General features: G+C 61.8%; 14 protein-coding genes. All 14 read left to right on the forward strand.

What is annotated here, in order from left to right; all coding sequences use genetic code 11:
- Nucleotide 1: 1 nt before the first annotated feature.
- Entirely contained in the window at nt 2-2,026 is a 2,025-nt protein-coding gene (locus ABVN20_RS29810) for a phage terminase large subunit family protein (protein WP_368559387.1), read from the forward strand.
- A 1-nt stretch (nt 2,027) separates the two neighbouring features.
- Nucleotides 2,028-2,234, forward strand: a complete 207-nt coding sequence (locus ABVN20_RS29815) for a phage head-tail joining protein (protein WP_368559388.1) — start codon at nt 2,028-2,030, stop codon at nt 2,232-2,234.
- Nucleotides 2,234-3,715 (forward strand): phage portal protein, encoded by a 1,482-nt coding sequence (locus ABVN20_RS29820; protein ID WP_368559389.1) that lies wholly within the window; start codon nt 2,234-2,236, stop codon nt 3,713-3,715. The genes ABVN20_RS29815 and ABVN20_RS29820 overlap by 1 nt, the downstream gene beginning before the upstream one ends.
- Nucleotides 3,712-4,854 (forward strand): head maturation protease, ClpP-related, encoded by a 1,143-nt coding sequence (locus tag ABVN20_RS29825; RefSeq protein WP_368559390.1) that lies wholly within the window; start codon nt 3,712-3,714, stop codon nt 4,852-4,854. Before ABVN20_RS29820 ends, ABVN20_RS29825 begins: the two co-directional genes overlap by 4 nt.
- The gene (locus tag ABVN20_RS29830; protein ID WP_368559391.1) at nt 4,851-5,195 is read left to right on the forward strand and encodes a head decoration protein; all 345 of its coding nucleotides are present in this window, start codon (nt 4,851-4,853) and stop codon (nt 5,193-5,195) included. Before ABVN20_RS29825 ends, ABVN20_RS29830 begins: the two co-directional genes overlap by 4 nt.
- 63 nt (nt 5,196-5,258) lie before the next feature.
- A complete protein-coding gene (locus tag ABVN20_RS29835; protein WP_368559392.1) occupies nt 5,259-6,254 on the forward strand; it encodes a major capsid protein in 996 nt (331 codons plus the stop codon).
- A 2-nt stretch (nt 6,255-6,256) separates the two neighbouring features.
- A complete protein-coding gene (locus ABVN20_RS29840; RefSeq protein WP_368559393.1) occupies nt 6,257-6,577 on the forward strand; it encodes a hypothetical protein in 321 nt (106 codons plus the stop codon).
- Nucleotides 6,574-7,239: a hypothetical protein gene (locus ABVN20_RS29845; protein ID WP_368559394.1), complete on the forward strand. Its 666-nt coding sequence runs from the start codon at nt 6,574-6,576 to the stop codon at nt 7,237-7,239. Before ABVN20_RS29840 ends, ABVN20_RS29845 begins: the two co-directional genes overlap by 4 nt.
- Complete coding sequence (locus ABVN20_RS29850; RefSeq protein ID WP_368559396.1) at nt 7,232-7,741, forward strand: hypothetical protein; 510 nt, start codon at nt 7,232-7,234, stop codon at nt 7,739-7,741. Before ABVN20_RS29845 ends, ABVN20_RS29850 begins: the two co-directional genes overlap by 8 nt.
- On the forward strand, nt 7,738-8,331 hold the full coding sequence (locus tag ABVN20_RS29855; protein WP_368559397.1) for a phage baseplate assembly protein V: 594 nt from the start codon (nt 7,738-7,740) through the stop codon (nt 8,329-8,331). The genes ABVN20_RS29850 and ABVN20_RS29855 overlap by 4 nt, the downstream gene beginning before the upstream one ends.
- Before the next feature lie 53 nt (nt 8,332-8,384).
- A complete protein-coding gene (locus tag ABVN20_RS29860; protein WP_368559398.1) occupies nt 8,385-8,594 on the forward strand; it encodes a hypothetical protein in 210 nt (69 codons plus the stop codon).
- A gap of 11 nt (nt 8,595-8,605) precedes the next feature.
- Nucleotides 8,606-8,932 (forward strand): GPW/gp25 family protein, encoded by a 327-nt coding sequence (locus ABVN20_RS29865; protein ID WP_368559399.1) that lies wholly within the window; start codon nt 8,606-8,608, stop codon nt 8,930-8,932.
- The gene (locus ABVN20_RS29870; RefSeq protein ID WP_368559400.1) at nt 8,929-9,819 is read left to right on the forward strand and encodes a baseplate J/gp47 family protein; all 891 of its coding nucleotides are present in this window, start codon (nt 8,929-8,931) and stop codon (nt 9,817-9,819) included. The genes ABVN20_RS29865 and ABVN20_RS29870 overlap by 4 nt, the downstream gene beginning before the upstream one ends.
- A partial coding sequence (locus ABVN20_RS29875) for a phage tail protein I (protein WP_368559402.1) occupies nt 9,816-10,398 on the forward strand: 583 nt, incomplete at its 3' end. The genes ABVN20_RS29870 and ABVN20_RS29875, both read left to right, overlap by 4 nt.

Genomic DNA, 10,398 nt, shown 5'->3' on the forward strand with positions numbered 1-10,398 from the left:
TATGACCACGGAATTTCCTGACGGTGACCGTGCGTACCGTGAGGCGTATTTCCGTGGGCTACGTCCTGACCCAGACCTCTGGATCGACGAGTGGGCCGACGAGTTCATGCGCATCCCACGAGACACCGGCGCCCCTGAGCCCGGCCAGTACCGTACTGATCGGACACCGTACGCTCGCGAGCCCATGCGTTGCTTGTCACCGGCTCACCCGTGCCGGCGAGTCATCACCATGGTGGCCTCGCAGCTGATGAAAACCCAGATCGCATTGAACTGGATGGGTGGCCTGATCCACATGGCACCGTCCAACATCCTGGCGCTGTTGCCCAGTCTGAGCCTGTCTAAGCGGGTTTCTGGACGGATCAGCAAGACGATCAAGGCCACCCCGGAACTGGCGAAACGTGTGGCGGCCAGCCGCTCGCGGGATGCCCGCAACACCATGGATACAAAGGAGTTTGAGGGCGGCGCCTTGTACGTCACCACGGCGGGCTCTGCGGCCAACCTGTCGGAGTTGTCGGCCCGTTACATCTACGGCGATGAGGTAGACCGCTGGGAGAACGATGTGGGTCAGGAAGGTGATCCCATCGTGCTGGCGGAGACGCGGGCCACCAACTTCGGTCGCAACGCCAAGATCTACTTCTCCAGCTCGCCGACGATCAAGGGTGCCTCGCGCATCGCGGACTTGTTCGAATCCAGTGATCAGCGTTACTTCTACGTGCCATGCCCATCCTGCGGACACATGCAGGTGCTGGAATGGGAGCAGCTGCTCTACAGCAATGACTACCGCACGGTTCACTACCAGTGCGCGGCGCCTGAATGTGACGTCCTGATCGAGGAGCATCACAAGACCGACATGCTCGCCCGTGGCGAGTGGCGTGCCCATGGCAGCGGCGATGGCAAGACGGTGGGTTTCCACCTGAATGCCCTCTACTCGCCGATTGGTTGGAAGGACTGGTCTTCGCTTGCCGAGGAGTTCGAAGACGCCAAGAAGGCCCAGGCCAAGGGCGACATGGGCCTGATGCAGGTTTTCTATAACACCCGGCTCGCTAAGGTGTGGGACAGCGCGCAAGAGCAGACCAAGGCTGAAGTGCTGATCGCGCGGGCACGACTGGAGAACTACACCCTGGGCAGTATGCCGGTGGGCGTGCTGATGCTGACCGGCGCCGTCGACGTCCAGGCAAACCGCCTGGAGCTGATGGTGATGGGTTTTGGTGTTGGGATGGAACGCTGGGTGGTCGATCACCAGGTGATCTGGGGCGACCCTGCCGATGAACGTACCTGGGAGGTGTTGGACGAAAAGCTGAAGGCTCGATATCGGCATCCCTGCGGTGTTGCCTTGGCGATCCTGGCGACGGGCGTCGACTCTGGCGGTCACCACACCGATGAGGTGTACCAGTTCTGCCGCGTGCGGCGCTGGCGCAATGTGTTCGCGCTCAAGGGGGCGAGCAAGCCCGGTAAGCCGGTGATCGCTCAGCGGCCATCCATGGTTGATGTGACGTGGAAAGGGCAGACCGAGCGCGGCGGCGCCGAGCTTTGGTTTGTCGGTACCGACACCGCGAAGGACTGGATCTACAACCGCTACGCCTTCGAGCACGGACCCGGCTCTCTGCACTTTGCCAACGACCTACCGGACGAGTTCTTCGCCCAGTGCGTGGCCGAGCGCAAGGTCGCGCGGTACGTCAAAGGCTACAAGCGTATCGAGTGGGTCAAGGGAAAGGCCGAGCGCAACGAAGCGCTCGATCTGATGGTGTACTGCCTGGCGATGGCGCATTACCTGGGCATCAACCGATACCAGGAACACGACTGGGAGCGGGTACGCCAAGCGCTGGCTCAATCCGGTTTGTTCGACGATGTGTTGGGCGTCAAGCCCGTACAAGGCGAGCGCGTCAATGCTGACGAAACACCTGCACCGGTTGCGGCGCGTCAGTCGCTACCTGCGCCGCCACCTGCAACGCCTGTGGCCCAATCGCGACCCGATGCACCACTACAACGCCGCAGCTCCACCAGCGGTTACCTGAAGAGACGCTGATATGTCATTTACCCAGAAGCACCTCGACGCGGTTGAGGCTGCCATCGCACGCGGTGAAAAAGTCGTGCGGTACACCGATCGTACCGTGGAATACCGCACTGTTGACGAGCTGCTCAAGGCGCGTGAAGAAATTCGCACCTCCTTGAGCAGTGCCGCCGGACCGCGTTCACGGGCGGTTCGGCTATACCACGGAGGCAAAGGACTCTAATGGCTCGCTATCCGACGCTGACCCGTAACGGATTCGTGTTGCCGTCGAACATCAAGGCCAGTTACGAAGGCGCCGGCGAGGGCCGTCGGTCCACTGGCTGGGATGCTCCCGACAACGGGATCAACAGCATCAATACACCGGCGCTGCGCAACCTGCGCTCACGCTCTCGGGCTGCGGTGCGTAATGACCCCTATGCCTACAACGTGATCGACAAGCGCGTCAGCAACTTGATCGGTACCGGCATCACGCCTAGGCCCAAGACAGACGACGAAGCGCTGCGCAAACTGCTGCAGGAGCTTTGGGACGACTGGGTCGATGAATCGGACGCCGATGAGCGCACCGACTTCAACGGTCAACAGGCGCTGGTGGCGCGCACGGTGGAAACCTCCGGCGAGTGCTTTGTTCGACTGCGACCTCGAAGCCTGAACGAAGGGCTGGCGGTGCCGCTGCAACTACAGATCCTGGCGCCGGAATTCGTACCGCACGACAAGTATGAGTCCACTAAAAGCGGCAACGTAATTCGTGCCGGCATTGAGTTCACGCCGGGCGGCAAGCGAGTGGCGTACTGGATGTACTTGTCACACCCGCGTGACGCTTCTTCATTGAACGCCGGTTACAACCAGTTGGTAAGGGTACCGGCCACGCAGGTGCTGCACATCTTTGAGCCAGTCGAACCGGGTCAACTGCGCGGCGTGCCGCGCTTGTCGCCGGTGCTCAAGCGCTTGCGCAGTCTGGACAATTACGATGACGCGGTGTTGTTCCGCCAGGAGGTGGCCAACCTCTTCGCCGGCTTCATCAGCCGACCGCCGCCGGAGTCTGGGCCCGTGCCGCGAGATCCGGTGACCGGCCAACCGTTGACCCTTGATCGTGACGGCTTCACGCCGATGGTGGCGCTTGAACCCGGCACCATGCAGGAGCTGGGGCCAGGTGAAGAAGTCGAATTCTCCAAGCCCCCGGATGCGGGCAACAACTATCCCGACTTCATGCGTCAGCAGCTGATGGCGGCTGCCGCGGGAACAGGCACGCCCTACGAGATCCTCACCGGCGACATGCGTGAGGTCAACGATCGGGCTTTGCGGGTTGTGCTCAACGAGTTTCGCCGCCGGCTGGAACAGCTGCAATTCACCGTTTACGTGCACCAGCTTTGCCGTCCGGTACGCGCCGCCTGGATGGACATGGCGGTGCTGTCGGGTGCCCTGGAGCTGGACGACTACGCCCAGCGTCGCCGCGTATACCTGCGCACCCGCTGGGTGCCACAAGGCTGGGCCTACATCCAGCCAGTGCAAGACGTACAGGCCCGACGGATGGAAGTGCAGGCGGGATTCGCTTCTCGCAGCGAAATGGTACTGCGCACCGGTTACGACGCGGAAACGGTTGATGCGGAAAACGCCGCCGACCTGGCCCGGGCCACCACTCTTGGCCTCAATTACAACACTCTCGACGCAGTCGTCCTCACCGACGACACCAAGGAGCAACCATGAGCAAGAACAAGCGCCCGCGCATTTACAACCGCGCCGGCCAACAGGTGCCGGTGCAGGACAAAACCTGGTACGCGCTGCACGCCAGCGGCGAGGCCGCCGAGCGCGTGATCGAGGTCTTCGTCTACGGCGAGATTGGTACCTGGGGCATCACCGCCAATCAGTTCGTACAGGATCTGCGCGCGATGGACGACGGCGTCTCGCCGGTTATCGCGGCATTCAACAGCATTGGCGGTGACCTGTTCGATGGCCTGGCCATGCACAACGCGCTTTCCCGATTGGGCGAACGCTGCACCGGCCGGATTGATGCACTGGCCGCCAGTGCTGCCAGCGTGGCGGTATGCGGTGCTCACCGCGTGGTGATCGCCTCCAACGCCATGTTGATGATTCACAACCCGTGGACCTATGCGGCGGGGGATGCTGAAGACTTCCGAAAGGTGGCCGACGTGCTCGACCAGACCATGGAAGCGATCATCGCGGCCTACAAGGCCAAGGCGCCGGACATTGATGAGTTCGAGTTGCGGCGACTAGTCGCCGCTGAAACCTGGCTCACTGCCAACGAAGCGTTGGCCTTGGGCCTGGCGGATGAGATCGGCGACGGCGTCACGGTCAAAGCATGTCTCGGCCAGGGCGCCGTGCTGCAGCGCTACCAACACGCGCCGGCCGAATTGTTGGCTCAGCTGGATGAGCCGCCCGAGCCGGATCAGGAATTGGAACCGGTGGATCCGCCGCAAACGCCTCACGTGGTCGACGCCGCTAAGCTGGCATTGATGATCACTCAACGCTGCGCCGAATCGGGGATCAGCAACCTGGTCGCACCGGTGCTGAGTTCCACGAAGCTTGAAAGCGAAGCGATCGTCGAGGCCGGTTTGGCCCGAGCGAAAGCAATCAACGATCTCTGTGTCGCAGCACGCCTGCCCGAGTTCAGTGCTGAGTTTGTATCTGCCGGCCTGGACGCCGCAGCAGTGCGTGCACGGCTTTTCGACAAGATTGTTGGCAGTGGCAAAGGGTTCGAAATCGACAGCAGTTTGCCGCTCGATGACGATCCTCCGCCCAAGGTTCAAGCCAAAAAAATTGATCAACCCTCAATCTGGTCGGCACGCCAATCGGCACATACCGGCAAATCAGGAGCCAGAAAATGACTATTCAACGAGAGCCGATGCACGCGGGTGAGTTCCTCCTCTCCGAAGGCGCCGGCACCATTTCCCGCGAGGCCATCAACGTGGCCGCTGGCCCCGCGTTGGAGCCAGGCCAGATCCTCGGTCTGGTCAGCCTGACGGGCGAGTTTTCCCCATACGAGCCGACCGCCGAGGACGGTAGCGAGATTGCCGTGGCGATCCTGTACGGCCCGCTGGGCGAATCGGATGTTGTCCGTCGTGGCCGCGCGGTGGTGCGCCTGGCCGAAGTCAGTGAAGCGCATCTGACCGGCCTGGACCCTGCTGCAGAGAAAGCCTTGGCGGCTCACCACCTGATCGTTCGTTAAGACGACCACCCCTGATTACCGAACCCGCCCACTGCGGGTTTTTTGCATTCTGGAGATAGCTTCATGGCTGACATTGCAATTTTTAACGATGACGCGTTCTCGGTTTCTTCGCTGACCGCCGCCATCAACGAACAGGAATACATGCCGGGCCGGATCAGCAGCCTCGGCCTGTTCCAGGAAGAGGGCATCACCACCCTGACCGTGCAGATCGAGAAGGACGGTGACACCCTCGCGTTGGTGCCTGCCGGTGAGCGTGGTACCTCTGGCCTGGTGGTCGCCGGTACCAAGCGCACCATGATCCCGTTCAACACCGTGCACCTGCCTCAACGCTTCGCCATCAAGTCCGACGAGATCCAGGGTATCCGCGCCTTCGGTACGCGGTCGGAGTTGCAGGCCGTGCAGGACGTGGTGAATAAGCGCCTGGCCAAAGCACGCCGGCAGCTCGATGCTACCCACGAGTTCCAGCGCATGGGCGCGTTGAACGGCCAAATCCTGGACGCGGACGGGTCCACGGTGTTGCTGGACATCTACAAAACTTTCGGCGTGAGCCGCAAAAAGATGTCCATGGGCCTCAACAGTGCCGATACGGAACTGCGGGTCAAATGCGGTGAGGCATTGGATCTGCAGGAAGATGCACTCGGCAGCGTCACCAGCACCGGCTCCCGTGCGCTGTGTGGCAAAAACTTCTGGAACAAGCTGATCGTCCACAAGTCGGTCAAGGAGACCTACCTCAACAGTCAGCAGGCGGCGGCGTTGCGTGGCGATGCCCGTGAGAGTTTCGAGTTCGGCGGCATCGTGTGGGAGCGTTATCGCGGCAAGATTGCCGGCGTGACCTTTGTCCACGACGACAAGGCATTGCTGATTCCTGAAGGTGTGCCTGACCTGTACATCTCCGTGTTTGCGCCGGCCGATTACATGGAAACGGTCAATACCGAAGGTGTGCCGTACTACAGCAAAATCGAACCGTTGCCGTTCAACAAGGGCATGGCCGGCGAAGCACAGTCGAACCCACTGCACCTGTGCACCCGTCCGCTGGCTCAGATCCTGCTGGAGCTCTGATCATGGGCTTTCGCGATCTGATCGCCGAGGTGGATGCCGTGGTGTTCGAAACCTTGGGCGACTCCGCGCGGATCGAGGGTCGCGACGAACCGGTGCTCGGCATGTTTGCTGCGCCCTGGCTGCAGCCCAAGATCGGCAGGCTCAACACCGGTTTGCGCGAGCCGCGTTTTGAGATCCGCGTCAGCGATTCTCACGGCCTGGAACAGGGAATGCTCGTCACCATCGAGCTGCCCGAACTGGATGGCGGTGGTGATTACGACCTGCTCCAGTTGGAGCCCAGCGGAGATGGCCTCGTTGCCTTGATCCTGAGGATGCGCGCATGAGTGTCGGCAGCTACTACAAATCCTCGGCCGGTGGCGGGACGCTCACCATCCAGTCATCGGCCACCGATCTGAAAGCGTTCGAGGACTTCGCCAAGCTGGTACCGAAAGCGGCGGCTGCCGCCCAACGTCGTGCGATCAACAAGACGTTGGGCTGGCTGCGTACGCACATCGCCCGGGCTGTCGGGCGACAGGAGCGCATTGCCGTGGCAGCGGTCCGCCAGAGACTGCGGGCGTATCCGGTTTCGGGACGTGCCGCGAGCGGCAAGTTGTGGTTCGGCCTCAATGCCATTGAGGCAAGTCGGATCGGGCGCGCGCGGCAGTCGAGCAACGGTGTGTCGGTTGCCGGGCGGCGATACCAGGGCGCATTCCTCAAGCAGGTCTACGGCAACAAGTCCGATATCTGGATCCGTACCGCGAGCAAGCATTTCAATGCGGACGATTACCCCGACAGCACGGTGTCAGGAGCGGGCGGGGCCAGCTCAGGTTGGGTCGCGGAAAACGGCAGTCGTTTTCCACTGGCGAAGGCCAAGGTCTCGCTGGAGCAGGCAAGACCGCACTTCGACGAATGGACCACGCGCGCGCATGCTCGCTTGCTGGAAATCCTCAAGCAAGAGTTCAACTTTGAGCTGCAGAAGTACCTGAAGGGGACGGCAAATGCCTGACGAGCCTTTTAGCCTCGATCAGCTCTACCGAGCGATTGAGCAGCACCTGCAGAGCAATCTGTCAGGTATCCAAGCCGTGGCGGCGTGGCCCAGCATTAAGGACCGCATCGCCTTGCCGGTGGTCTTCCTGGAAATGGCGGAAATCGAACCGGGTACGGACATCGGTACCGGCGAGACAACACTGATTTGTCGTTTCGAAGCGCGGATCATTGTCGACCCGCTCAAGCCCAAGCATTGCCAGCAGGCCGCGCACCTGGCGGCGCAAATGGCCGTGCTGTTGCGGCTGCAAACCTGGGGGCTGCCGGTGGAGCCGGCTGAGTTCACTCAGGCCATGCAGGACTGGACCAAGCCCGAGCTGGATGGTTATACCGTCTGGCTGGTGGAGTGGATCCATCAGCTTTACCTGGGCGCCGAGGAATGGCCGTGGCCAGATGAGCCACCGGGCACACTGGTGATTGACGTCGCGCCGGGCGATGGTCCGATTCAGCCGGAGGCCTTATGAGCTACCCCAGTGCTGAGCATGATCGGATGATTGCCGCCATGCTGATGCCATGTGTGGTGGTTGGCGTGGATCTGGCGGCGGCCATGGTGCGTGTGTCGGCCGGCGAGTGGACCAGTGCCTGGGTGCGCTGGCACAGCCTCGCGGCCGGCAAGGCGCGCCACTGGCGGGCGCCAAGTGTTGGTGAGCAGGGAGTGTTGTTCAACCCCAGCGGTCAAGCGGGCATGGGGACGTTCATTCCGGGGCTGTACGGCAATGCCGGTGCGCAACCGGATAACCGCGACCACGTCGAGACCTGGCGCTTCGATGATGGCGGTTCCCTGGTCTACGACTGGGAGGCCAAGAGCTACACCGTCACCGTGCCGAGTGGCCAGGTGATCACCAGGGTGGGCCCAACGGAATCGGTCACGACCGACGACAGCGTCACCGTAACCACGGTCAACATCAAGCTTGTCGCTGCTGTGGAAATACAGGGGCCGTTACGCGTAACGGAAGGCGTTGAAGTGGGCGGCGCCCTGCACGCGGTAGGAGACATCACCAGTGCCGGCAATATTCTGGCCACCGGGAACAGCGACAACCACCACACGCATTAATCAAAACCCTTTCTAAGCCCGCCTTGTGCGGGTTTTTTATTCCTGGAGAAAACATGGCCAAGCCTACCGAGTTGCCCGTCGACAGCCCCACGCCGCCCCGCGATCTGGTGCTGATGTTTCGCGACAAGGTCTTCACCTCGCGCACCCTGATCATCCCGAACAGCAAGCGCACCTTGGCAGTGGCCAAGGGTGTCGTCGAGGTGTCGGCGTCCGATGAGCAGGCCGTTAGCTACCTGAAGTCCCATCAAGAGTTCGAAGCCTAGGAGTGATTTAAATGATCGGAATGGATCGCCATACCGGGCAACCCATCTCCGGCATTGAGCACCTGCGCCAGTCAATGGCTGATGTGTTGAGTACGTCACTCGGCAGTCGCCGGCACCGTCCGGAGTACGGCAGCAAGTTACGTTCTTACGTCGACATGCCGGTAAACGAAGGCTGGAAAAGCTCGGTACAGGCCGAGGCAGTCCGCGCCTTGCAGCGCTGGGAGTCGCGGCTAAAGCTGGAACGGGTCCGCGTGCTGTCGGTGCTGGGCGGCAAGGTCGAGTTGAGCCTGGCCGGTGAGTACCTGGGCGACAGTTTTGTGGTGGAGGTCAGTGTATGAGCACTGTCGTGGATCTGTCGGCGCTACCGGCGCCGGATGTGCTGGAACCGCTGGACTTCGAGGAAACCTATCAAGAGGGCTTGGCCATCTTTCGCAGCTACATGGGCGAAAACTGGACGGCGACGCTTGAGAGTGATCCGGTGACCAAGCTGTTGGAGGTTGGGGCGTACAACAAAGTCGGCGATCGGGCCCGGGTCAATGATGCCGGCAAGGCGCTGTTGCTCGCCCATGCCATCCGCAGTGATCTGGATCATCTGGGAGCCAACGTCAATTTGCCGCGGCTGGTGATCCAGGCGGAGGATCTGCTGGCCGTGCCGCCGGTGGCCAAGGTCATGGAGCTGGACGACCCCTATCGCGAGCGTATCCAGTTGGCCTATGAGGGGTTGACCACGGCGGGCCCGCGTAACAGCTACATCCTGCACGCACGCAACGCGTCAGGCCTGGTGGCGGATGCCACGGCGGAAAGTCCGTCGCCGTGCTATGTGGATGTCACGGTACTGAGTTCCGAAGGGAGGGGTGTGGCCAGTCCTGAGCTGCTGGCGACCGTTGATGCGGCGCTGAATGACGAGGATGTCCGGCCGGTGGCCGATCGGGTGACGGTGCGCGGCGCGCAAATCATCGACTACCGCATTGATGCGGTGTTGCATATGACCGGTGCAGGTCCCGAGGTCGACGCCAGTCTGGCCGAGGCCAAGCGGCGCCTGGCGGCGTGGATCAATCCCCGTAAACGCCTTGGGGTGGAGGTGGCGCGTTCGGCTGTTGACGCCCAGTTGCATGTTGCCGGCGTTTCCCGGGTCGAGCTGATCGACTGGGTCGACCTGGCCCCGACCAAGGCTCAGGCGGCTTACTGCTTGGGCTATACGGTGGTGCTGGCGGGTGCGACATGAAAAGCCTGCTGCCGAGCAATAGCACTCAACTGGAGCGGGCTCTGGAGGCGGCGTTTTATGAGCGCACCATTGTCCCATTGCGCACCTTGTACAACGCCGACACCTGTCCGGCGCATTTGCTGCCGCATCTGGCGTGGGCCTGGTCGGTCGATCGCTGGGATTATCGGTGGTCGGAAGCGACCAAGCGCGCGGCCATCAAGGCCTCTTATTACATCCACAAGCACAAGGGCACCATCGGCGCCCTGCGTCGCGTCGTCGAGCCGCTGGGCTACCTGATCGAGATTATCGAGTGGTTCAAGACGGTGCCCGAAGGCGTGCCGGGCACCTTCGCGCTCAAGGTTGGTGTGCTGGACACCGGTATCACCGAGGAAATGTATCAAGAGCTTGAGCGGCTGATTGATGACGCCAAGCCGGTCACACGCAAGTTGACTGGCCTGGCGATCAGTCTCGAAACGAAAGGCCATTTGAATATCGACGCCTGCGTATATGAGGGCGACGAAATTGACGTGTATCCGCCGGTGGTGCGTGACATCGAGGTCACAGGTCGCTTTGCTCGTCGCCGGAGCACTCACATCCTGG

Origin of the sequence: Pseudomonas sp. MYb118 (genome assembly GCF_040947875.1) — a bacterium.
Taxonomy (GTDB): domain Bacteria; phylum Pseudomonadota; class Gammaproteobacteria; order Pseudomonadales; family Pseudomonadaceae; genus Aquipseudomonas.

Bases quoted from the DNA above. Each gene is read 5' to 3' on its own strand.
- ABVN20_RS29825 (WP_368559390.1), top strand. From the start codon at position 3,712: ATGAGCAAGAACAAGCGCCCGCGCATTTACAACCGCGCCGGCCAACAG.
- ABVN20_RS29815 (WP_368559388.1), top strand. From the start codon at position 2,028: ATGTCATTTACCCAGAAGCACCTCGACGCGGTTGAGGCTGCCATCGCA.
- ABVN20_RS29820 (WP_368559389.1), top strand. From the start codon at position 2,234: ATGGCTCGCTATCCGACGCTGACCCGTAACGGATTCGTGTTGCCGTCG.
- ABVN20_RS29830 (WP_368559391.1), top strand. From the start codon at position 4,851: ATGACTATTCAACGAGAGCCGATGCACGCGGGTGAGTTCCTCCTCTCC.
- ABVN20_RS29870 (WP_368559400.1), top strand. From the start codon at position 8,929: ATGAGCACTGTCGTGGATCTGTCGGCGCTACCGGCGCCGGATGTGCTG.
- ABVN20_RS29840 (WP_368559393.1), top strand. From the start codon at position 6,257: ATGGGCTTTCGCGATCTGATCGCCGAGGTGGATGCCGTGGTGTTCGAA.
- ABVN20_RS29835 (WP_368559392.1), top strand. From the start codon at position 5,259: ATGGCTGACATTGCAATTTTTAACGATGACGCGTTCTCGGTTTCTTCG.
- ABVN20_RS29850 (WP_368559396.1), top strand. From the start codon at position 7,232: ATGCCTGACGAGCCTTTTAGCCTCGATCAGCTCTACCGAGCGATTGAG.
- ABVN20_RS29865 (WP_368559399.1), top strand. From the start codon at position 8,606: ATGATCGGAATGGATCGCCATACCGGGCAACCCATCTCCGGCATTGAG.
- ABVN20_RS29860 (WP_368559398.1), top strand. From the start codon at position 8,385: ATGGCCAAGCCTACCGAGTTGCCCGTCGACAGCCCCACGCCGCCCCGC.
- ABVN20_RS29845 (WP_368559394.1), top strand. From the start codon at position 6,574: ATGAGTGTCGGCAGCTACTACAAATCCTCGGCCGGTGGCGGGACGCTC.
- ABVN20_RS29810 (WP_368559387.1), top strand. From the start codon at position 2: ATGACCACGGAATTTCCTGACGGTGACCGTGCGTACCGTGAGGCGTAT.
- ABVN20_RS29855 (WP_368559397.1), top strand. From the start codon at position 7,738: ATGAGCTACCCCAGTGCTGAGCATGATCGGATGATTGCCGCCATGCTG.